We start from the raw sequence: 22782 nt of genomic DNA, 5'->3' as shown, positions 1-22782 counted from the left end.
GCTCCGCCTAGGCTGCGGCCATGGGGGACTTCCTGGTCTACGCGGTCGGCTTCCCGGCCACCTTCCTGCTGCTGGTGCTGGGAATGGCGCTGGCCGCGCGCCGCATCCTCGGCCTGCGCGTCGGCCTGGTCCGCACCGCGCTCATGTGCCTGCTGGCCATGTCGATCGCCTCCGGCCTCTTCGGCACCACCACCGCGGAGCCCTCGCCCGCGCTGGTGAGCGTCCAGCTCGGACTGTCGCTGCTCGTCGTGATCGGGCTGCTGGCGCTCGCCGAGGTGCTGGTGCCGACCGGCTCGATCCCGCCGGTCACCGAGTGGTGGGGCCTGCTCCGCCGCCGGATCGCCCGCACCCGCCGGTACTCGCGCATCACCGCCATCGCGTTCCGCCACGGCCTCGGCCCCTACCTGCGCGGCCGGGAACGCACCGCCACCGGCCTCGCCCGGTCGCTGCGGCTCGCGCTGCAGGACGCCGGGGTGACGTTCGTGAAGCTCGGCCAGGTGCTGTCGACCCGCTCCGACCTGCTGCCCGCCGACTTCGTCGCCGAGCTCAGCCTGCTGCAGGACGAGGTGTCCGCCGCGTCCTGGGAGTCGGTGCGCGCGGTGCTCGACGCCGAGGTGGGCGTGGACGCGTTCACCTCGGTCGATCCCGAACCGCTGGCGGCGGCGTCCATCGCGCAGGTGCACCGGGCGGTGCTGAGGACCGGTGCCGAGGTCGTGGTGAAGGTGCAGCGCCCGGACGTGCGGGCGGTCGCCGAGGGCGACCTGGACATCGTGGGCCGGCTGGCCGAGACGTTGCAGCGCACGCGGTGGGGTGCGGCGCTGGGCGTGCGGGACCTCGCGAACGGGTTCGCGGCGGCGTTGCGCGAGGAGCTGGACTTCCGGGTGGAGGCGCGCAACATCGCGGCCGTCTCCGCCGTCGCGGACGCCTCCGTCGGCCTGCCGCACGTGCACCTGTCGACCGAGCGCGTGCTGGTGATGGACCGCCTCGACGGCGTGCCGGTCCGCCGTGCCGCGGCGGACGAGGGCCTCGCGCGCACGTTGCTGCGGTTCGTGCTGCGCCAGGTCGTGCTCGACGGCGTCTTCCACGCGGACCCGCACCCCGGCAACGTCCTGCTGCTCGCCGACGGCCGCCTGGGCCTGCTCGACTTCGGCTCGGTCGGCCGCATCGACTCGGCGCTGCGCTCGGCGTTGCAACGGCTGCTGCTCGCCATTGACCGCGGTGACCCGGCCGGCCTCACCGACGCGGTGCTGGAGCTGACCTCCCGCCCCGAGGACATCGACGAACAGCGCCTGGAACGCTCGCTCGGCCAGTTCATGGCCCGCCACCTCGGCGCCGGCATGCGCCCGGACGTGGAGATGTTCGGCGACCTGTTCCTGATCGTGTCCCGCTTCGGCCTGAGCATCCCGCCGGAGGTCGCGGCCGTGTTCCGCGCCCTGGCGACCCTGGAGGGCACCCTCGGCGTGCTCTCCCCAGGTTTCGACATCGTCGTGGAGTCACGCGCGTTCGCCGCCGAGCAGATCTCCGAACGCCTCACCCCCGAGTCGGTCCAGCGCACCCTCACCGAGGAGCTGCAGGCCGTCCTGCCCGTGCTGCGCAGGCTGCCGCGGCGCGTCGACCGCATCACCGGCGCCGTGGAACAGGGCCGCCTGAGCATGTCGATGCGCCTGTTCGCCGACGAACGCGACCGCGCCTACGTGACCGGCCTGCTGCACCAGGTGATGCTGACCGTCCTCGGCGCGACCGCGGGCGTGATGGCCGTGCTGCTGCTCGGCGCCGACGGCGGCCCGCAGGTCGTGCCGGACCTGGGCCTGCACCAGGTGCTCGGCTACAACCTGCTGATCATCTCGGTGCTGCTGGGCCTGCGCGTCGTCGTGGCCGTGTTCCGCCCGCGCCGCGCCTAGGTCCTTTGTGCACCAGCCACGGCGTGAGCGCTGAGCACCGGAGCGGCACCCGGTGCGTCGAGACGACACACGTTCGGGTTCCAGTCGCTGAACCCGCGCCACTGGCGGATTGTCCGGCGCACCGCGGTGGGCGACCATCACCCGATGAGTTGTGAGACGGGCGTGCGGTGGAAGTGGATACCGTTCGTCGTGCTCGGCTTCGTGCTGCTGAGCTGGATCGTGTTCGAGGCGCTGAACCTGATCGACTTCGAGGGGGTCGTCACCTGGGTGCGCGGCATCGACCCCGTGTGGGCCGCGGCCGTGATCTTCGCCCTGCTCGTCGTCGACGTCCTCCTGCCCGTGCCGTCCACTCCGCTCATCGTCCTCGCCGGAACCGCGTTGGGCCTGCCGTTCGGCCTGGTGCTCGCGGTCGTGGGCTCCCTGGGCTCCTCCGCGGCGGGCTACGCACTGGGCCGCTTCGCACGCCCGTGGCTGGTGCGGCGCGTCGTGACCATCGAGGAGCTGCGGGAGATGCGGCGGTGGGGACGGCAGTTCGGGCCCTGGTTCTTCGGGGTCGCACGCGGAATCCCGATGATGGCGGAGACGGTGTCCGTGTCGGCCGGGGTGTCGCGGGTGTCGTTCGGAACCTTCATGACGTCCACCCTGCTGGGAACCGTCCCGATCTGCGCGGCCTACGTCTTTGCCGGGTCACGGGCGGACACCGTCGAGCAGATCGTCATGATCAGCGCATTCGGTTTCCTGGCCACCGCCGGGTTGTTCTACCTCCTGCGGCGTCTCGTGAAAACACCGTAAACCGCTTGCGCGGTGTGGTTTCCTGTAGTCAGGCCCGGTGCGCAGCAGAGGGTTACTTCGGTATCTCAGGTTCGACTCCTGAAGGCCGGCCAGTCCGGCTCTTCGCCCACCCCGGTGGGCAGTCACCTTCTGCGCCTTGACCTCGGGCCACCCTTCTGCCACGCCACCGAGTTCCTGAGAACAATTCGGTGGCGTGGCGTGGTTGTCTGTACGTGCACCCGGTGCGAAACCTTTCACCGCAAATGGGGCGGTCGCGGGTTTGAATCCCGTCAGCCGGATTCCTGTCCGCTGTGCGCTCCCCCGTCTCGCCTCCCGAGGGGGAAGAGCCATGTCGAAGTTCAACGTCCTGAAGGCGCGTCCGTTCGGGAAGAGCCCCATCGGGTCGAAGCGGTCCGGCCGCACCCACGAGGGCGGCGCCGGCTACGAGCGCACCGCGCTGGGCGAGCTGTTCCTGCTGGCCGTGTCGAACATGGGCGGCGAGCAGACGTTCTACGAGAGCGGCGGCACCCGCGACGAGCGCTACGCGCAGTTGGTGCGCACGGCGGCGTTGCAGGATCCCGAGTGGACGGCGCGGATGCTGGCGTGGCTGCGCGGCGAGGCGAACATGCGGACCGCGGCACTGGTCGGCGCCGCCGAGTTCGTGAAGGCGCGGCTCGAGGCCGGTGCCGACGCGGGCGTGACGAACCGCGCGGTCGTGGCGTCGGTGCTGCAGCGCGCGGACGAGCCGGGCGAGCTGCTGGCCTACTGGACCGCGGTCCACGGCCGGGCCGTGCCGAAGCCCGTCAAGCGCGGCATCGCGGACGCGGTGCGGCGGCTCTACGACGAGCGGTCGGTGCTCAAGTGGGACAGCGAGGCGCGCGGCTTCCGCGTGGCCGACGTGCTGAACCTCGTGCACCCGTCGCCGAGCGCGGCCTGGCAGGGCGACCTGTTCCAGTACGTGCTCGACCGCCGCCGCGACCCGGACGTCACCGTTCCCGAGTCGCTGCGGACCGTCGCGGCACGGCGGGAGCTGATGGCGTGGCCGGTCGAGCAGCGCCGGGCGTTGTTCGGGCGACCGGACGCGGCGGACGTGCTGCGGCGGGCCGGGATGACGTGGGAGTCGGTGGCCGGGTGGTTGCAGGGTCCGATGACGGCGCAGGTGTGGGAGGCACTGGCACCGTCGATGGGTTTCATGGCCGCGATCCGCAACCTCAGGAATTTTGACGAGGCGGGCGTGTCGGACGAGGTCGCGGCGCAGGTCGCGGCCCGGCTGGCCGACCCCGGCCAGGTGGCGCGGTCGCGGCAGTTCCCGTTCCGCTTCCTCTCGGCGTACGAGGCGGCGCCGAGCCTGCGCTGGGGCCACGCGCTCGACCGGGCGCTGCAGGCGTCGCTGGGCAACCTGCCGGCGCTGCCGGGCCGGTCGCTCGTGCTGATCGACACCTCGGGGTCGATGACCTGCACGGGCTACTCGGCGCGTTCGAAGGTCACGCCGGCCAAGGCCGCGGCCGTGTTCGGCGTGGCGCTCGGGGCCAAGGGCGAGCAGGTCGACGTCCACGGGTTCGCGACCGGCGTGTTCCGCCACGAGCTGCGGCGAGGGGCGTCGGTCATCAGCGAGGTCGACCGGTTCCTGGGCAGGGTCGGTGAGGTCGGGCACGGCACCGACGTCATCGGTGCGCTGAAGAGCTCGTACCGAGGGCACGACCGGGTGTTCATCATCTCGGACATGCAGACGGTCGCCGGGCCGGGCGGTGCCGGGGTCGACGACGTCGTGCCGCGGCACGTGCCGGTCTACGGGTTCAACCTGGGCGGGTACCGGCAGGGGGCGTTCGCGTCGGGCACGGGGAACCGGCACGAGTTCGGCGGCCTGACGGACGCGACGTTCCGCGCGGTTCCGCTGATCGAGGCGGGGCGCGACGCCGACTGGCCGTTCTGAGCAGGCAGGCCCGCACACGCGCTGTGTGCGGGCCTGCCGTCCGAGCGAGCACTAACTTTTCGTAAGTGCAATGGGGTACCCTCGCGGACATGGAGTTCACCGTGTTCGCGAAGGCGTGCCCGTCACGTCCCACGCTGGAGCACGTCACCGGCCGGTGGGGCAGCCTGACGCTGAGCGCGCTGGTCGACGGGTCGCTGCGGTTCAACGAGCTGCGCCGCCGGGTCGACGGCGTCAGCGAGAAGATGCTGTCCCAGACGTTGCACGCGCTGGAGCGCGACGGGCTCGTGCACCGCGACGCGCAGCCGACGAACCCGCCGCGGGTCGACTACAGCCTCACGCCGCTCGGGCGCGAGACGGCGGAGAAGCTGATGGCGTTGATCGTGCTGCTGGAGTCGCGGATGCCGGACGTGATCGAGGCCCAGCGCCGGTACGACGCCAGGCCCTGACCGGCCTCAGCACTCGATGACGTTGACGGCGAGACCGCCGCGCGCCGTCTCCTTGTACTTCACCGACATGTCCTTGCCGGTGTCCCGCATGGTCTTGATGACCTTGTCCAGCGACACGAAGTGCGAGCCGTCGCCGCGCAACGCCATGCGCACCGCGGTGATCGCCTTGACGGACGCGACGGCGTTGCGTTCGATGCACGGGATCTGCACCAGGCCGCCGATCGGGTCGCACGTGAGGCCGAGGTTGTGCTCCATGGCGATCTCGGCGGCGTTCTCGACCTGCTCCGGGGTGCCGCCGAGGACCTCGGCGAGACCACCGGCGGCCATCGAGCACGCGGAGCCGACCTCGCCCTGGCAGCCGACCTCGGCGCCGGAGATCGAGGCGTTCTCCTTGAACAGCACGCCGATGGCGCCTGCGGTGAGCAGGAACCTCACCACGCCGTCGTCGTTCGCACCGGGCACGAACCTGGTGTAGTAGTGCAGGACCGCGGGCACGATGCCGGCCGCGCCGTTCGTCGGTGCGGTGACGACCCGGCCGCCGGCCGCGTTCTCCTCGTTGACGGCCAGCGCGAAGAGCGTGACCCAGTCCATGACGCGCAGCGGGTCGGTGACGAAGTGCTCGCCCTCCAGCCGTTTGCGCATCTCGGCGGCGCGGCGGCGGACCTTGAGACCGCCGGGCAGGATGCCCTGCTCGGTGCAGCCGCGTTCGACGCACTCCTGCATCACGTGCCAGATGTGCAGGAGCCCGGCCCGCACCTCCTCCTCCGAGCGCCACGACAGCTCGTTGGCCATCATGATCTCGCTGATCGACAGGCCGGTCTCTCGGCAGCGCGCGAGCAGCTCGTCGCCGGTCAGGAACGGGTGCGGCAGCGGGGTCGAGTCGGGTTTGATGCGGTCGCTGCCGGACGCGTTCTCGTCGACGACGAAGCCGCCGCCGATCGAGTAGTAGACGGCGTGCTCGACCGGCTCGTCACCGCGGAACGCCTCGAAGCTCATGCCGTTGGGGTGCAACGGGAGCGACTTGCGGCGGTGCATGACGAGGTCGCGGTCGTGCGCGAAGCCGATCTCGTGCGTGCCGCCGAGCCGCAGCCGTCCACTCGCGACGATCTCCTCGACGCGGTGGGCGGCGGCCGCGGGGTCCACCTCCTCCGGGAGGTTGCCCTCCAGGCCGAGGAACACGGCCTTGGGGCTGCCGTGGCCGTGCCCGGTGGCGCCGAGCGAGCCGAACAGCTCGACGTGCACGCGGTCCACTTCGGACGCGCGGGCGCCGAGCTTCTCGACGAACATGGCGGCGGCGCGCATCGGGCCGACGGTGTGCGAGCTGGACGGCCCGATGCCGACGGAGAACAGGTCGAAAACGCTGATCGCCACTGATCAGTCCTTCGTGGTGGGTGCGAGCGGGTCAGTCCGAGGTGAGCTCGGCGTACTTGGCCGCGGTGAGCAGGTCCTCCGCGGAGTCCACGCGCACCTTGAACAGCCAGCCGGCGCCGTACGGGTCGGTGTTGATGATCGCCGGGTCGTCGACGACGGCGGTGTTGACCTCGAGGACCTCGCCGGTGACCGGGGAGAACAGGTCGCTGACGGACTTGGTGGACTCCAGCTCGCCGCAGACCTGGTTGGAGACGACCTCGGCCCCGACCTCGGGGAGCTGGACGAAGACGATGTCACCCAGCGCGTCCGCGGCGTACTCGGTGATCCCGCAGGTCAACGGGTCCTGGGTGCCCGGCGTCCAGTCGACCCACTCGTGTTCGGCGGTGTAGAGCAGGTTCTCGGGGAACTCCACGGCGACTCCTCTGGCAGATGACGGGCAGGAAACGTGCGCCCCCTCCGCCGTGCAGAGTTGCCTACCCCGAGTGGTCTTGCTGCCTGAGAGTGTGCGGGAGCTTGCCCCTTCGGCGCCCCGACCAGCTCGTCGAGGTCTCTCCCACCCGGGTTCTGGTGCCCGTCAGGGGCACCGCGGCCGTTATTCAGTTCCGGTGGGAACGCTATGTGGGCCCGCCACCGGGTGTCAACGCGGGACCGGTACAGGCGTGGCGCAGGTCGCTTTGTCCCAGCAGCACAACCGGCCTGGTCCCGAACAGTGCAACCCGCACAGTGACATGACCTCCCGGCTGCCCCACATTGTGAGATAGCAGCCAGCCGAAACGGAGGAGTCATCGTGCGGATCGCCGTTCCTCGCGAGATCAAGAACCACGAGTACCGCGTCGCCCTCACGCCGGCCGGGGCCCACGAGCTGACCAGCCGGGGCCACGACGTGTACGTCGAGCAGGGCGCCGGTCTGGGCTCCGCGATCACCGACGAGGAGTACCTCGCCGCGGGTGCGAAGGTCCTCCCGACCGCCGACGACGTCTGGGCCGAGGGCGACCTGGTCCTCAAGGTCAAGGAGCCGATCGCGGAGGAGTACCCCCGCCTGCGCTCCGGCCAGACCCTCTTCACCTACCTGCACCTCGCCGCCGACAAGCCGCTGACCGAGGCCCTGCTGGCCTCCGGCACCACGGCCATCGCCTACGAGACGGTGCAGCTGCCGAACCGCTCGCTGCCGCTGCTCGCCCCGATGTCCGAGGTCGCGGGCCGCCTCGCCCCGCAGGTGGGCGCGTTCAGCCTGATGAAGCCCTCCGGTGGCCGCGGCGTGCTGCCCGGCGGCGTCCCCGGTGTCGCCCCTGCCCGCGTTGTCGTGATCGGCGGCGGTGTGGCCGGTGTCAACGCCGCCACCATCGCCGTCGGCATGGGCGCCGACGTGCAGATCCTCGACACCAACGTCGACCGCCTGCGCCAGATCGACGCCCAGTTCCAGGGCCGCCTGCGCACGCTCGCGTCCAACTCGTTCGCGATCGAGCAGGCCGTCCGCGAGGCCGACCTGGTCATCGGCGCCGTCCTGGTGCCGGGTGCCGCGGCCCCGAAGCTCGTCTCGAACGCGCTGGTCGCGGAGATGAAGCCGGGTTCGGTGCTCGTCGACATCGCCATCGACCAGGGCGGCTGCTTCGAGGACTCGCGCGCCACCACGCACGCCGAGCCGACCTACGAGGTCCACAACTCGGTGTTCTACTGCGTCGCCAACATGCCCGGCGCCGTCCCCCGCACCTCCACCTACGCGCTCACCAACGTGACGCTGCCCTACGCGGTCGCGCTGGCCGGCAAGGGCTGGGAGAAGGCGCTGAAGGACGACCGTTCGCTCGCCCTGGGCCTCAACGCGCACGCCGGTCAGCTGACCAACGGCCCGGTGGCCGAGGCGACCGGCCTGGTGCACACGCCGCTGGAGTCCGTGGTCTGAGAGCCAGTCGGATGGAGGAGCCCCCGCACGCGGAGCACGCTGCGGGGGTTTCGCCTTTCACGGGCGCGCCTCCTCGCGGTCACCGCAGCGCGGCCACCCGCGCCTTGACCCCGTCGATCACGCAGTCCAGCCCGAACTCGAACTGCCCCTCCAGCGACCACAGCTCCTGCTGGTCCAGCATCTCGACGTAGCGGGGGTGCTTCTCCCGGTACAGGTCCGCGATCCGGCCGAGGTCCGGTGGCGGTTCGTCGTGGCCGCCGCGGCTGCGGAAGTTCGCCTCCGCCGTCGTGTACCCGACGACGAAGCTCGACACCGCCGACATCGCCTGCGACGCCTGGACCATCGTCAGGCCGGCCGCCCGCATGGGTTCGAGCATCGCGTCGGCCATGGCGACGGCGTTGGGACCGATGGTGGTGAACTCGCCGATGCCGCGCACCCACCACGGGTGTGCGAGCGCGAGGCGGCGGAACGCGTGCATCATCTCGCGCAGCGCAGGTTCCCACGCGGCGCCGGGGGCCGGGCGCGGGAACTCGCCGTAGATCTCGTCGAGGCACAGCTCGATGAGCGCGTCCTTGGTGGGCACGTGCCAGTACAGCGACATCGGGGCCGCGCCCAGCTCGGCGGCGAGCTTGCGCATGGACAGCTTCGCCAGGCCGTGCTCGTCCAGCACCTCCATCGCCTTGCGGACGATGGCCTCCCGGCTCAGGCCGAGGTGCTGGCCGCTCGCCGGCCTGGGTTTGCCGAACCACACGCTGTCCACGGCTCGATACTAGGCACGCCGCAGCAGCACGCTCGCCACAACACCTCCCAGGAACACGGACACGGCGCCGGCCACCAGGCTGACGCTCATGCCCGACGAGAACGCCTCGCGCACCACGGTCAGGTCCGCGCCGCTGTGCAGCGCCTCCGACAGCGACCGTCCCGGCACTCCGTCGGGCAGCGCGGCGACGAACCGCGCGGACAGCAGCGCGCCGAGGATCGCGATGCCGAACGACGAGCCCAGCTCGGTCAGCGTGGACGACAGGCCGGAGGCGATGCCGGCGCGTTCCGGCGGGATCGCGCCCATCAGTGCGTTGACGGCAACCGGTTGGGCCACACCGACACCGACGCCGATCAGCACCAGCCCGGCCAGCGTCGGCGGGTAGGTGGTGCCGATCGAGAGCAGCACCACGCCGCCCGCGACGACCGTCATGCCGAGCAGCATCGCCTTGGCGGCACCCAGTTTCAGCACGAGCTGACCGAGGGTGTTGCTGGTGACGAGCAACGCGATCGCCATCGGCGCGACGCGCAGGCCCGCCTCCAGCGGGCTGTAGCCGAGCACGCCCTGGAGGTGTTGCGTCAGCAGGAAGAGCGAGCCGGCCATGCCGAACGCCGCCAGCACGCCCGACGCCACGGCACCGGTGAACCGGCGGTCGGCGAAGAACCCGAGGTCGAGCATCGGGTCGGTGGTGCGCCGCTCCCACCACGCGAACACGGCCATCGCGACCAGCCCCAGTGCGAGCGGCACGCCGAACTGCGGCGAGCCGAACCCGTTCTCCGGCACCGAGATCACCGCGTACACGAGCGAGACCATGCCGATGATCGACAGGACCGAGCCGAGCACGTCCGGCCTGCGCACGGCCGGGTCCTTCGACTCCGGCACCAGGAACGCCACCGCCGCGATCGCGAGCAGCGCCACCGGCACGTTGATCAGGAACACCGAGCCCCACCAGAAGTGCTTGATCAGCGCGCCGCCGATCACCGGACCGGCCGCGAAGCCGAGGCTGGTGACCGCGGCCCAGATGCCGATGGCCTTCGGGCGTTCCTCCTCGTCGAACAGCTGCATCAGCACGGCCAGCGTGCCGGGCATCAGCAACGCCGCCCCGACGCCCATGAACCCCCGCGCCGCGATCAGCGCCTCGGACGAGTCCGCGCAGGCCGCCACGGCACTGCCCGCGCCGAACAGCGCCAGCCCTCCCAGCAACGCCCGCTTGCGGCCGAACCGGTCGCTCAGCGAGCCGGTCGTGAGCAGCAGGCCCGCCAGCGCCAGCGAGTAGGCGTTGATCATCCACTGGATGTCGGCGGTGCTCGCGCCCAGACCGGTGGAGATGGACGGGATCGCCACGTTCAGCACGGTGTTGTCCAGCACCACGACCATCACGGACAGGCAGAGCACGCCGAGCACGGCCCAGCGCTGCGGATGTGGCTGCACGCCGACGGTTTCTGTCGTGGTCGCACTCATGAAAACCTCCCCCTTACGGTGTACGATCAACTTACAGCGTACGAGACTGCAGGGCGCAAGGGGGTTTTTCTGAACAAGAGGGAAGAAGTGGGAAAAATAAAGGGCGGCCGCGCTCAACCAGCCTGGGGGTCACTGGGAGCGGGGCCGCCGGGACCAAATATAGCGGCTCTTCGGCGGTGGCGCCCAGCACCCCCGCCGAAACGCGACCCAAAAGTTGCCTCGACCAGACCACCGCCCGTGTCCCGCTCATCCGGCAAACGAGTGAAATCCCCCGCTGCCGGTGCGCCGAGCAGGGCCGACGGCCGATGAAGCAGGAGTCGGGTGTCCCTCGAAGGGAGATTCCATGGCTGAACCACAGGGCTGGATCCACTGCCACGACCCGTTCGGTCGAGACAGGTCGATGACCGTTCTGGTGGAGAACGACCGGGTTCTGCTGGTCGCACCACCGGGCGAGGCCGCTGTGATGTCCGCCACCCAGACGCGCCGGCTCGGCTCCCTGCTCGACCAGGCCTCGGCGAAGATGTGATGGACGAGGTCCTGCGCGACGCGGTGCTGCACCGGTTGGCGCTGCTGGAGGAGGTGGCCGAGCAGGGCGCGGCCGAGGCGCTGGTCCCGTTGGCCCGCACCGAGATCCACCGCCTGGCGGACGGCTGGCGGTTGCTGCTCACGCTGCACCAGCCCGACGAGGACGGCCGGTGCCGGACGTGCCCGAGCCGGCTGCGGTGGAGGCGGCGCTGGCCGTGCCAGGTCTGGAACACGGCACACCGGCACCTGATCGGAGAGGGGCTGCCGCACCGGGAACGCCGCGGGCCGCTGCGCAACCCGTTCACCCGATCCGGTGCGATCGCCGAAGTGCCCCCGCGGACCCCCGCCGAGCCCACGCCCGAGCTGCCGATCTTGACCGACGCACCGCAGGTGGTGCACCGCGCGCCGGTCGTGTCGCGGCCAAAGCACGCGTTGCCCGACTGACCATCAGGCAGGATGGGCCGCATGCATGACGGCAGCGGCCTCATCGCGGTGCAGAACCTGACCAAGCAGTTCGGTTCGGTCGCCGCGGTGCAGAACCTGAGCTTCACCGTGTCACCCGGCAGCGTGACGGGCTTCCTCGGCCCGAACGGCGCGGGGAAGACGACGACCCTGCGCATGTTGCTGGGACTGGTGAAGCCGACCAGTGGCATCGCGACGATCAACGGCAGGCCGTTCCACCAGCTCGGCCAGCCCGGCCGCGTGGTGGGCGCGGTGCTGGAGGCGCAGGGCTTCCACCCGGCGCGCACGGCCCGCAACCACCTGCGCGTGTACGCGGCGGCGATCGGCGTGCCGGACGCGCAGGCCGACCAGGTCCTCGGACTCGTCGGCCTCGCGTCCGCGGCGGACCGCAACGTCGGCGGGTTCTCGCTGGGCATGAAGCAGCGGCTGGCGCTGGCCACCGCGCTGCTCGGCGACCCGCAGGTGCTCGTGCTCGACGAACCCGCGAACGGCCTGGACCCCGAGGGCATCGCGTGGCTGCGGACGTTCCTGCAGTCCTACGCGCGCATGGGGCGCACGGTGCTGATCTCCAGCCACCTGCTGGCGGAGGTCGAGCAGACCGTCGACCAGGTGGTGATCATCTCGCGCGGGCAGACGATGTTCTACGGCCCGCTGGACCAGCTGCGGCAGTCGCAGCGCAAGCGCGTCCTCGTGCAGCCGTCGGACGTCAACTCGCTGGCGACCGCCCTGCGCACGGCCGGCGTGCACGTCGAGCAGCTGCCGGACGGGCGGCTCGCGGTGTCCGGTGTGGACGCCAAGTACGTGGCGGACACGGCGTTGCAGGCGAACGTGTCGATCTACGGCATCCAGGAGGAGCAGGTCGACCTCGAACAGCTGTTCTTCCAGCTCACCAGTGGCCAGTACGCCGGGTACGCGCCGGCGCCGTACCAGCAGCAGCAACAGCAACAGGGTGGTTGGGCCTGATGGGCAACCTCGTACAGGCGGAGCTCCGCAAGACGACCACGACCGGGCTGTGGTGGGGGCTGCTGATCCCGACCGCCGTGCTGGCGCTGGGCTGGGGGCTCGCGACCGGTCTGCTCGGGCAGTTCTTCGTCGACCTCGCGTCGTCGTCGGACGTGGACGAGGTGTCGGACTTCCTCGGCGTGACGCCGGACCAGTGGAAGATCTCGCTCTTCGGCATCGCGCGGGCGATCAACGTGTCGACGATCTTCCCGTTGATCTTCGGTGCGCTGGCCGTGTCCGGTGAGATCCAGCGGCGGACGATCACCACGACGTTCCTGACCGCGCCGTCGCGGATGCAGGCGATGCTGGCCAAGATGCTGGTCTACGTCCTGTGGGGCGCGATCTACGGCCTCGCGATCATGGCCTTCATCGCGCTGGGCGTGGTGCTCACCTCGAACTCCGGGCAGCTGCCGGACGCGGGTGGCTGGGCGATGCTCACGCTGGTCTGCGTGCTGTCGTCGATCCTGATGACGATGTTCGGCGTCGGCGTCGGGGCGTTGATCCCGAACGTCGCGGGCTCGGTCGTGATCCTGATCCTGTACTTCCTGGTGATCGAGAACGTGCTGCACTTCGTGCTCGCCTACCTCGAGGTGCCGTCGGTGATCGGGTTCCTGCCGAACGGGTCGATCAACGGGTTGACCGGGTCGGTCGCGGTCGACCTCTTCCTGTCCACGGCCGGTGTCGTGCCGCCGGAGATCGAGGACGTGCTGCGCGCCATCGCGGGTGCGTCCGGCGCGCTCGACTGGTGGTGGTCGGGACTGGTGTTCGTGGCGTGGGCCGGCGTGGTCTTCGCGGGCGGCTGGGCGGCGACCCAGTCCAAGGACATCACCTGACCTGCGGTTATCACGATTGTCAGACCCGGTCCGTAGCCTCATCCGTGTGAAACAGGGCTGGGTCCGCCGACTGGTGGCGGCGTGTTGGCAGCACCCGCGGCTGGTGGTGCTGTCGGTGGTCGCCGCCGTCCTCGGTGTGGGTCTGCAGGCGGCCGGGCCGTTGCTGCTCAAGGTCGCGGTCGACGACTCGACGGCGGGGCGCACGGACCGGTTGGTGATGCTGGTCGTCGCCCTGGTCGTGCTGGAGGTGCTGACGTTCGCGTCGGCCTTCGTGCGGCGCTACGTCGGCGGACGGCTGGCGCTCGACGTGCAGCACGACCTGCGGCGGTCGGTGTTCTCCTCGGTGCAGCGGCTGGACGGCGCGAAGCAGGACGAGCTGCGCACCGGGCAGATCGTGTCCCGGTCGATCACCGACCTGCAGCTGGTGCAGTCGCTGCTGATGATGGTGCCGCTGGCGGTGGGCACCGTCGTGTTCGCGCTGGCCGCGCTCGCCGCGATGCTCTACCTGTCGGTGCCGCTCACGATCGTCGCGCTGGTCGTGCTGCCGCTGGTGGCGTGGCTGGCCGGGCGGACCCGGCTCACGCTGTTCCCGGCCACCTGGTCGGCCCAGCAGCGCGCAGCCGACCTCGCGCAGCACGTCGAGGAGACCGTCACCGGCGTGCGCGTCGTGAAGGGCTTCGGCCAGGAGGCGCGCGAGGTCGCCCGGCTGGAGAAGCACGCGCGGTGGCTGTTCGCCGAGCGGATGCGGGCCGCGAAGCTGTCGTCGCGGCCACTGGCGACCGTCACGGCGCTGCCGCTGCTGGGGCAGGTCGGCGTGCTCGGGCTGGGCGGCTGGCTCGCGTTGCACGGGCAGGTCACGCTGGGCACGTTCCTGGCGTTCTCGGCGTACGTGGCGAACCTGGTCGGACCGACCAGGCTGCTGTCGAGCCTGGTGGTGTCCGCGCAGCTCGCGCGGGCCGGCGTGGAGCGGGTCTACGAGCTGATCGACTCGCAGCCGGACGTCACCGACGGGCCCGACGAGGTGCCGCCGGGTCCACTCGGGGTGTCGTTCTCGGGCGTCACGTTCGGCTACACGCGCAGCGAGCCGGTGCTGACGGACTTCTCGATCTCGGTGGAGCCGGGCGAGACGCTGGCGCTGGTCGGCACCGCCGGGTCGGGCAAGTCGACGGTGTCGCTGCTGCTGCCCCGGTTCTACGACGTGCACTCGGGTGCGGTCGCGGTGGGCGGCGCGGACGTGCGGACGTTGCGGCTGGAGTCGTTGCGCGGCGCGGTGGGCGTGGTGTTCGAGGAGGCCTTCCTGTTCTCCTCCAGCGTGTTCTCGAACATCGCCTACGGCAGTCCCGACGCCTCGCGCGAGGAGGTCGAGCGGGCGGCGAAGGCCGCGGAGGCGCACGACTTCATCCAGGCGCTGCCGGACGGGTACGACACGGTGGTCGGCGAACGCGGGCTGACGTTGTCCGGTGGTCAGCGCCAGCGGGTGGCGCTGGCGCGGGCGCTGCTGTCGGACCCGCGGATCCTGGTGCTGGACGACGCGACGTCGGCGGTGGACAACGCGACCGAGGCCGCGATCCACGCGACGCTGGCGTCGGTCACGGCCTCCCGCACGACGTTGCTGGTGGCGCACCGCCGTTCCACGCTCTCGCTGGCCGACCGGATCGCCGTGCTGGACGCGGGCCGGGTGGTCGACGTGGGCACGCACGAGGAGCTGACCGAGCGGTGCGCGCTGTACCGCGACCTGCTGGCCGGTCCCGGCGAGGCGATCGAGTCGGCGGCCCCGGCACCCACCGGTGACCTGTGGCCGGAGGTGTCGCAGGAGGAGCTCGACCAGCGCCTGGTCGAGGACGCCCGGCCGGCCGGTGGCTCCGGTGCCGCCGCGCTGTCCGGTCGCCGCGGTGGTGGCGGGGGCGCCGCGTCCGCGCTGGCCGGTGGCCCGCCGACGCCGGAGCTGCTGGCACAGGTGCGCGCGTTGCCGCCCGCGACGGAGGAGCCGGTGCTGACCGAGGACCCGACCACACCCGACCCCGGCTTCCGGCTGGCCCGCCTGGTGCGGCCGGTGCGGTGGGCGTTGTTCGGCGTGGGCGCGCTGGTGGTCCTGGACGCGCTGGTCGGCATGGGTCTGCCCGCGCTGGTCCGGCTCGGCGTGGACGGCGGTGTGGTGGGCGGCGAGACGTCGTCGCTGTGGCTCGCGGTCGCACTGGGCGTGGGGCTCGTAGTGGCCGGCTGGCTGACGACGGCCGGCAGCACCGTGCTCGCCGCCCGGCTCGGCGAGCGGCTGCTGTACCTGCTGCGCGTCCGCAGCTACGCCCACCTGCAGCGGCTCGGGCTCGACTACTACGAGCGCGAGATGGCCGGCCGGATCATGACCAGGATGACGACGGACGTGGACGCCCTGTCGACGTTCCTGCAGACCGGCCTGGTCACCGCCGTGATCAGCCTGCTGACCGTCGTCGGCGTGACCGTCGCCCTGGTGGTGACCGACCCGTCGCTGGCCCTGATCGCGCTGGCCGTGCTGCCGCTGCTGGTGGTCGCGACGATCGTCTTCCAGCGCCTGTCCTCGGCGGCCTACGCGGAGGCCCGCGAACGCGTGAGCGCCGTCAACGCCGACCTGCAGGAGAACGTCTCCGGCCTGCGCGTCGCCCAGGCCTACACCCGCGAACGCCGTTCCGCGGAGGCCTTCGCCGAACGCAGCGACGCCTACCGCCGCACCCGCCTGCGCGCGCAGCGGTACATCGCGACGTACTTCCCGTTCGTCGCCATGCTGTCCGGCGTGGCCCAGGCCATCGCCCTCGCCGCCGGCGCCCACCGCGTCGCCACGGGCAGCCTCAGCCCCGGCGTGCTGCTGGCGTTCCTGCTGTACCTCGGCATGTTCTTCAGCCCGTTGCAGCAGCTGTCCGGTGTCTTCGACGGCTACCAGCAGGCCCGCGTGGGCCTGCGCCGCATCGGCGACCTGCTGCGCACCCCGACCACCGTCTCCCCACCGGCGTCCCCGGTGCCGGTCCCGGCGCACCTGCGCGGCGAGGTGGAGCTGCGCGGCGTCTCCTTCGCCTACCCCGGCACCGACCAGCCGGCCCTCGCCGACGTCTCCCTGCACGTCCGCCCCGGCGAGACCGTGGCACTGGTCGGCGAGACCGGCGCCGGCAAGTCGACCCTCGTCAAGCTGGTGGCCCGCTTCTACGACGCCACCGCGGGCACCGTCCTGGTCGATGGCGTCGACATCCGCACCTACGACCTCCAGGCCTACCGCCAACGCCTCGGCGTCGTCCCGCAGGAAGCCCACCTGTTCGGCGGCGACGTGGCGGAGAACGTGGCCTACGGCCGCCCGACCGCCACCCACGACGAGATCGAGCAGGCCGTGACCTCGGTCGGCGCCCTGCCGATGGTCGCCACCCTCCCCTCGGGCTTCCACCAGCCCGTCGGCGAACGCGGCAACCGCCTGTCCGCCGGCCAACGCCAACTGGTCGCCCTCGCCCGCGCCGAGCTCGTGCACCCCGACCTCCTGCTCCTGGACGAGGCAACCGCAGCCCTGGACCCGGCCACCGAGTCCGCGGTCCTCGCGGCCAGCGACCACCTGGCCGGCTCCCGCACGACCTTCGTGGTCGCCCACCGCCTGGCCACCGCGGCCCGCGCGGACCGCATCGTGGTGCTGGAAGCAGGCCGCGTCGCCGAAGTCGGCACACACGACACCCTCCTGGCCGCCAACGGCGCCTACGCCCGCCTCTGGCGCCACGGCACCTCAACCCCCTGACCCCTCGCCCCTGCTCCCGCCGCCCACCGCTTGGGGCGGCCAACGCGTACACGCTGCCGCTCGCCCGCGAGGTCGGCCGCGCAGGCACTCGCCCGCGCCTTCGCACCGCGGTAGGCGGGCGCGTGCCGTTTGCGGTCGGCACCGGGTTGAGCCGGACACGCTGCCGGTCACCTCGGGAGGGGTGGTCACGCAAAGCGTTCACCTGCGCCTCGCACCGCGGTGAGGTAGGCGCGCGCCGGATGCGGGCGGCACCGGGTTGAGGCGAGCACGCTGCCGGTCACCTCGGGAGGGGTGGTCACGCAAAGCGTTCACCTGCGCCTCGCACCGCGGTGAGGTAGGCGCGCGCCGGATGCGGGCGGCACCGGGTTCAGGCGAGCACGCTGCCGGTCACCTCGGGAGGGGTGATCGCGCAAGGCGCTCGCTTGCGCCTTCGCACCGCGAATGGGCACGTCGCCCGCAGTCTTGGCGCCAGGGGCCAGGCACGTTCTCTGTCACGTCGGCACAGCGGTCGGCCACGTCGACCGCTGTGCCGGCACGCGGGCTGGGCACGTTGCCTGTCACGCCGGCACAGCGGTCGGCCACGTCACCCGCCACGTCGGCATGCGGGCCGGGCACGTCGCCCGCCACATCGGCACCCAGGTCGAACAGCCACGGACCATGCGTTCGGGGTCCATCGCCGCTCCGCGGCAACCTCCGCCCCGACCGCCACCCGCCCCACAACACCAACCCCGCCCGTGGCGCCCCCCACGAAACCCTCGTGATCGGCCCCGTCCTCACGTACAAAGCGAACACCCCCACCCCCAGGAGCTCGCCGTGCCCGGTCGCCTCAAGGTCCTCTACGTCACCGACCTCTCCTACCCCGCCCGCGGCCGCCGGTACTGCGACGAGGACATCCACCTGACGTCCCGCCTGCGCGAGCACTTCGACATCGCGCTGTGCAACCCCCGGGACGCCGCCGCGTTGCTCGGTGGCGGGTTCGACGTCGTGGTCGTGCGCAACAGCGGGCCGGTGATCGACTACCCGGAGGCGTACCGGGAGTTCAGGGAGGCGGCACTGGCGAGTGGCATCACCGTCTACAACCCGCTCACCGGCAAGGGCGACATGGCGGGCAAGCAGTACCTGGTCGACCTGACCACGCTGGGGTTCCCGGTCATTCCCACGGTGGAGCGGGTCGCGGACGTCGGGCGGTTGCCGGAGGCGGAGCTGTACGTCGTGAAGCCGAAAGCGGGAGCGGATTCTCACGGGCTGGAAATCGTCCCGCGCGAGAAAATCCGGGACGAGAGCGACATGCTGATCCAGCCGAAGGTCGACTTCGAATACGAGGTGTCGTTCTACTACGTCGACCGCGAGTTCCAGTACGCGTTGAACGCACCCGATCCCACTCAGCGCTGGGAGCTGGTCGAGTACCGGCCGACCGGTGCGGACCTCGCGTTCGCGGAGAGGTTCGTCGAGTGGAACGGGCTGGAGCACGGCATCCAGCGGGTCGACGCGTGCCGGACGCGGGACGGGGAGCTGTTGCTGGTCGAGCTGGAGGACCTCAACCCGTACCTGTCGCTGGACCGGGTACCTGAGCGGACGAGGGACCGGTTCGTCGAGGCCGTGGTCAAGTCGATCACCGGTTCGGCCGGCTGACCGGAAGAGCGGGATCATTCCTCTGAGCGAAGTCGTCGTACCCGTCGTGATCTGATCACTGCGTTCGGTGCCCGTCCCAGTCCGGGAGCGCGGTGGAAAAGCACGATGGGATGCTTCACAGCGAGTTTCACCTCAAGGGATGCTCAACTGCGGGTGACGCGAAGGCCGTCCTGATCGATCCTGTGACGGAGCACTCCTTGCCAGGTGCCTCCAGCGTGTGAAGGGCCACGCTGAGGGGACTAACCTGACTACCGCATGAGTCACCACCAAGAGCGAGATGGATAGAGGCGAGCGCCAGCCGTGTCCAGCAGCAGTCCTGCGTCACAGTTCGGGCCGAACGAGTGGCTCGTCGAGGAGATGTACGAGCAGTTCCTCGCGGACCCGTCATCCGTAGACCCGGCATGGCATGACTTCTTTGCCGACTACAAGCGATCGGGCGGGAACGGGAACGCCGCCTCGGCGAGCGCGGGTGGCACGACGACCACCACGACCGTGACGCCACCTGCCGCTGACACCGGCAAAGCCCAGGCCGCACCCAAGGCCGAGGTCAAGGCCGCGCCGCAGCCCGCGGCCGCGAAGCCGGCGGCCGCCAAGCCCGCCGCCGCGAAGCCCGCCGCCGCCGCCAAGCCCGCGGCTGCCAAGCCGGCGCCGCAGCAGGCCGCGAAGGCCGCCCCGGTCACGCCGAGCGCGCAGCCCGAGCAGAAGCAGCTGCGCGGTGCCGCCGCCGCCATCGCGAAGAACATGGAGCTGTCGCTCACCGTTCCGACCGCGACCAGCGTGCGCGCCGTGCCCGCCAAGCTGCTGGCCGACAACCGCATCGTCATCAACAACCACCTGAAGCGGACGCGTGGCGGGAAGGTCTCCTTCACCCACGTCATCGGCTACGCGGTCGTGCGGGCGCTGCAGGCGTTCCCGAACATGAACCGCCACTACGCCGAGGTGGACGGCAAGCCGTTCGTCGTCACGCCGGAGCACGTGAACTTCGGCCTGGCGATCGACCTGCCCGGCAAGGACGGGCAGCGCACGCTGGTCGTCGCCTCGGTCAAGGGCTGCGAGAACATGACGTTCACGCAGTTCTGGCAGGCCTACGAGGACCTGATCCGCAAGGCCCGCGGTGGGTCGCTCACGTCGGAGGACTTCTCCGGCACCACGATCTCGCTGACCAACCCCGGCACGATCGGCACGAACCACTCGGTGCCGCGGCTGACCGCGGGTCAGGGCACGATCGTCGGCGTCGGCGCGATGGAGTACCCCGCGCACTTCCAGGGCACCAGCGAGCAGGCGCTCACCGACATGGGCGTCAGCAAGATCATCACGCTGACCAGCACCTACGACCACCGCATCATCCAGGGTGCGGAGTCCGGTGAGTTCCTCAAGCGGATCCACCAGCTGCTGCTCGGCGAGGACGGCTTCTACGACGACATCTTCGCGTCGCTGCGGCTGCCGTACGAGCCCATCCGCTGGGTCGCCGACATCCCCGAGGGCGCCGTCGACAAGACCGCCCGCGTGATCGAGCTGATCGACGCGTTCCGCACCCGCGGCCACCTGATGGCCGACACGGACCCGTTGAACTACCGCCAGCGCAGCCACCAGGACCTCGACGTCCTGAGCCACGGCCTGACGCTGTGGGACCTCGACCGGGAGTTCCCGGTCGGCGGGTTCGCCGGCCAGGAGCGGATGAAGCTCCGCGACATCCTCGGTGTGCTGCGCAACTCGTACTGCCGCACGGTCGGCGTCGAGTACATGCACATCCTGGAGCCGGAGGAGCGGCAGTGGATCCAGGAGCGCGTCGAGGTCCCGCACGAGAAGCCCCCGGCCACCGTGCAGAAGTACATCCTCAGCAAGCTCAACGCGGCTGAGGCGTTCGAGACGTTCCTGCAGACCAAGTACGTCGGGCAGAAGCGCTTCTCGCTGGAGGGCGGCGAGACCGTCATCCCGCTGCTCGACGCGGTGCTGGACAAGGCAGCCGAGCACGAGCTCGACGAGGTCGTCATCGCGATGCCGCACCGCGGCCGCCTGAACGTCCTCGCGAACATCGTCGGCAAGCCGATCTCGCAGATCTTCCGCGAGTTCGAGGGCAACCTCGACCCCGGTCAGGCGCACGGCTCCGGCGACGTGAAGTACCACCTCGGTGCCGAGGGCAAGTACTTCCGGATGTTCGGCGACGGCGAGACCAAGGTGTCGCTGACGGCGAACCCGTCGCACCTGGAGGCGGTCGACCCGGTGCTCGAGGGCATCGTGCGCGCCAAGCAGGACCTCATCGGCATCGGCGGCGACACCTTCCCGGTGCTGCCGGTCGCCATGCACGGTGACGCGGCGTTCGCCGGTCAGGGCGTCGTGGCCGAGACGCTGAACCTGGCCCTGGTGCGCGGTTACCGCACCGGTGGCACGGTCCACATCGTCGTGAACAACCAGGTCGGCTTCACCACCGCGCCGGAGCACTCGCGGTCGTCGAAGTACTCGACCGACGTCGCGAAGATGATCGGCTCGCCGATCTTCCACGTGAACGGTGACGACCCCGAGGCCTGCTACTGGGTCGCGAAGCTCGCTGTCGACTACCGCCAGCGGTTCCGCAAGGACGTCGTGATCGACATGGTCTGCTACCGCCGCCGCGGTCACAACGAGGGCGACGACCCCTCGATGACCCAGCCGGCGATGTACGACGTGATCGACCAGAAGCGCTCGGTGCGCAAGACCTACACCGAGTCCCTGATCGGCCGCGGCGACATCACGGTCGAGGAGGCCGAGAAGGCGCTGCAGGACTTCTCCAGCCAGCTGGAGCACGTCTTCAACGAGGTCCGCGAGCTCGAGAAGCACCCGATCGTCGCGAGCCCGTCGGTCGAGTCCGAGCAGCAGGTCCCGGCGAAGCTGCCCACGGGCATCACCCGTGAGGTGCTGGAGCACATCGCCGACGCGCACGTGAACCTCCCGGAGGGCTTCACGCCGCACGCCCGCGTCAAGCCGGTGCTCGACCGCCGCGCCAAGATGGCGCGCGAGGGCGGCATCGACTGGGCGTTCGCGGAGCTGCTCGCGTTCGGCTCGCTCGCCCTGGAGGGCCGCAAGGTCCGCCTGGCGGGCCAGGACTCGCGCCGCGGCACGTTCGTGCAGCGCCACGCGACCCTGATCGACCGCAAGACCGGCGAGGAGTACACGCCGCTGCAGAACCTGTCGCCGGACCAGGGCAAGTTCATGGTCTACGACTCGGTGCTGTCGGAGTTCGCGGCGGTCGGCTTCGAGTACGGCTACTCGGTGGCGAACCCGCAGGCGCTGGTGCTGTGGGAGGCGCAGTTCGGCGACTTCGTCAACGGCGCGCAGCCGATCATCGACGAGTTCATCTCGTCCGGTGAGGCCAAGTGGGGTCAGCGTTCCGACGTCGTGATCCTGCTGCCGCACGGCCACGAGGGCCAGGGCCCCGACCACACGTCGGGCCGCATCGAGCGCTGGCTGCAGCTGTGCGCCGAGGGCTCCATGACCGTCGCGGTGCCGTCGACGCCGGCGAACTACTTCCACCTGCTGCGCCGCCACGCCCTCGACGGCGTCGACCGGCCGCTGATCGTCTTCACGCCGAAGTCGATGCTGCGCCTCAAGGCGGCCGTCAGCGGCACGGACGAGTTCATCAACGACCGCTTCCAGTCGGTGATGGACGACCCGACCGTCAAGGACCGCAACGCGGTCACGAAGGTCCTGCTGTGCAGCGGCAAGATCTCCTACGAGCTCCACTCGGAGCGGGAGAAGCGCGCGGCGAGCGACGTGGCGATCGTGCGCGTCGAGCAGCTCTACCCGGTCCCGGCCCGCAAGCTGACCGAGACCCTGGAGAGCTACCCGAACGCGAAGGACATCCGCTGGGTGCAGGAGGAGCCGGCGAACCAGGGTGCGTGGCCGTTCTACGGTCTCGCCCTGCCGGAGCTGCTGCCCGCGCACCTGTCCGGTGTGAAGCGGGTGTCGCGCCGCCCGATGGCCGCGCCGTCGGCCGGTTCGAGCAAGGTGCACGAGGTCGAGCAGCGCGAGATCATCAACCGCGCGTTCGAGTAAACCCGGGT

At 70.9% G+C, this 22782-nt stretch carries 16 protein-coding genes and 1 riboswitch; of the genes, 12 read left to right on the top strand and 4 right to left on the bottom strand.

Translation table 11 applies throughout. The annotated features are described in order from the left end of the window. Positions 1–20: 20 nt before the first annotated feature. The 4 genes from ACZ7CF_RS19555 to ACZ7CF_RS19540 all read left to right on the top strand — a co-directional run bounded on the left by ACZ7CF_RS19555 (position 21) and on the right by ACZ7CF_RS19540 (position 5051). Positions 21–1901, top strand: a complete 1881-nt coding sequence (locus ACZ7CF_RS19555; RefSeq protein WP_470370189.1) for an ABC1 kinase family protein — start codon at positions 21–23, stop codon at positions 1899–1901. A gap of 144 nt (positions 1902–2045) precedes the next feature. Next, complete coding sequence (locus ACZ7CF_RS19550; RefSeq protein WP_470370188.1) at positions 2046–2693, top strand: TVP38/TMEM64 family protein; 648 nt, start codon at positions 2046–2048, stop codon at positions 2691–2693. Positions 2694–3021: 328 nt separating this feature from the next. Then, a complete protein-coding gene (locus ACZ7CF_RS19545; RefSeq protein WP_470370187.1) occupies positions 3022–4605 on the top strand; it encodes a TROVE domain-containing protein in 1584 nt (527 codons plus the stop codon). An 89-nt stretch (positions 4606–4694) separates the two neighbouring features. After that, the gene (locus ACZ7CF_RS19540) at positions 4695–5051 is read left to right on the top strand and encodes a winged helix-turn-helix transcriptional regulator (RefSeq protein ID WP_360395243.1); all 357 of its coding nucleotides are present in this window, start codon (positions 4695–4697) and stop codon (positions 5049–5051) included. A gap of 6 nt (positions 5052–5057) precedes the next feature. Here the strand turns inward: ACZ7CF_RS19540 and ACZ7CF_RS19535 are convergent, their stop codons facing one another. Together ACZ7CF_RS19535 and gcvH are read right to left on the bottom strand one after the other, a co-directional pair. Then, complete coding sequence (locus ACZ7CF_RS19535) at positions 5058–6422, bottom strand: L-serine ammonia-lyase (protein ID WP_360395241.1); 1365 nt, start codon at positions 6420–6422, stop codon at positions 5058–5060. Positions 6423–6453: 31 nt separating this feature from the next. Further along, entirely contained in the window at positions 6454–6834 is a 381-nt protein-coding gene (gene gcvH, locus ACZ7CF_RS19530; RefSeq protein WP_360395239.1) for a glycine cleavage system protein GcvH, read from the bottom strand. A 61-nt stretch (positions 6835–6895) separates the two neighbouring features. Next, positions 6896–6988, bottom strand: a riboswitch (glycine riboswitch). Between the two features lie 221 nt (positions 6989–7209). Between gcvH and ald the strand changes: the two genes are divergently transcribed. After that, on the top strand, positions 7210–8322 hold the full coding sequence (gene ald, locus ACZ7CF_RS19525) for an alanine dehydrogenase (protein ID WP_360395237.1): 1113 nt from the start codon (positions 7210–7212) through the stop codon (positions 8320–8322). 79 nt (positions 8323–8401) lie between these two features. On the opposite strand, the gene ACZ7CF_RS19520 is transcribed toward ald, so the two are convergent. Continuing rightward, positions 8402–9082 carry a TetR/AcrR family transcriptional regulator C-terminal domain-containing protein gene (locus ACZ7CF_RS19520; RefSeq protein WP_360395235.1) on the bottom strand — a complete coding sequence of 227 codons (681 nt, stop codon included), beginning with the start codon at positions 9080–9082 and terminating at the stop codon, positions 8402–8404. A gap of 9 nt (positions 9083–9091) precedes the next feature. Continuing rightward, complete coding sequence (locus ACZ7CF_RS19515) at positions 9092–10543, bottom strand: MFS transporter (RefSeq protein ID WP_470370186.1); 1452 nt, start codon at positions 10541–10543, stop codon at positions 9092–9094. Positions 10544–10886: 343 nt separating this feature from the next. On the opposite strand from ACZ7CF_RS19515, the gene ACZ7CF_RS19510 reads away from it, so the two are divergent. From ACZ7CF_RS19510 to ACZ7CF_RS19480, 7 genes are all read left to right on the top strand, one after another. Then, positions 10887–11069 (top strand): hypothetical protein, encoded by a 183-nt coding sequence (locus ACZ7CF_RS19510; protein WP_360395230.1) that lies wholly within the window; start codon positions 10887–10889, stop codon positions 11067–11069. After that, positions 11069–11512 carry a hypothetical protein gene (locus ACZ7CF_RS19505; protein WP_360395227.1) on the top strand — a complete coding sequence of 148 codons (444 nt, stop codon included), beginning with the start codon at positions 11069–11071 and terminating at the stop codon, positions 11510–11512. The genes ACZ7CF_RS19510 and ACZ7CF_RS19505 overlap by 1 nt, the downstream gene beginning before the upstream one ends. Before the next feature lie 21 nt (positions 11513–11533). Then, positions 11534–12493, top strand: a complete 960-nt coding sequence (locus ACZ7CF_RS19500) for an ABC transporter ATP-binding protein (protein WP_360395224.1) — start codon at positions 11534–11536, stop codon at positions 12491–12493. After that, positions 12493–13365: an ABC-2 transporter permease gene (locus ACZ7CF_RS19495; protein WP_458430388.1), complete on the top strand. Its 873-nt coding sequence runs from the start codon at positions 12493–12495 to the stop codon at positions 13363–13365. Before ACZ7CF_RS19500 ends, ACZ7CF_RS19495 begins: the two co-directional genes overlap by 1 nt. Before the next feature lie 46 nt (positions 13366–13411). Further along, on the top strand, positions 13412–17110 hold the full coding sequence (locus ACZ7CF_RS19490) for an ABC transporter ATP-binding protein (protein ID WP_458430387.1): 3699 nt from the start codon (positions 13412–13414) through the stop codon (positions 17108–17110). An 813-nt stretch (positions 17111–17923) separates the two neighbouring features. Continuing rightward, positions 17924–18742 (top strand): hypothetical protein, encoded by an 819-nt coding sequence (locus ACZ7CF_RS19485; RefSeq protein ID WP_470370185.1) that lies wholly within the window; start codon positions 17924–17926, stop codon positions 18740–18742. A 300-nt stretch (positions 18743–19042) separates the two neighbouring features. Continuing rightward, entirely contained in the window at positions 19043–22774 is a 3732-nt protein-coding gene (locus ACZ7CF_RS19480) for a multifunctional oxoglutarate decarboxylase/oxoglutarate dehydrogenase thiamine pyrophosphate-binding subunit/dihydrolipoyllysine-residue succinyltransferase subunit (RefSeq protein ID WP_470370184.1), read from the top strand. Positions 22775–22782 lie beyond the last annotated feature (8 nt).

Source organism: Lentzea sp. NPDC036955 (genome assembly GCF_055608005.1).
The sequence above is the reverse complement of the archived record's forward strand: the minus strand, read 5'-3'. Positions and strand labels throughout refer to the sequence as shown.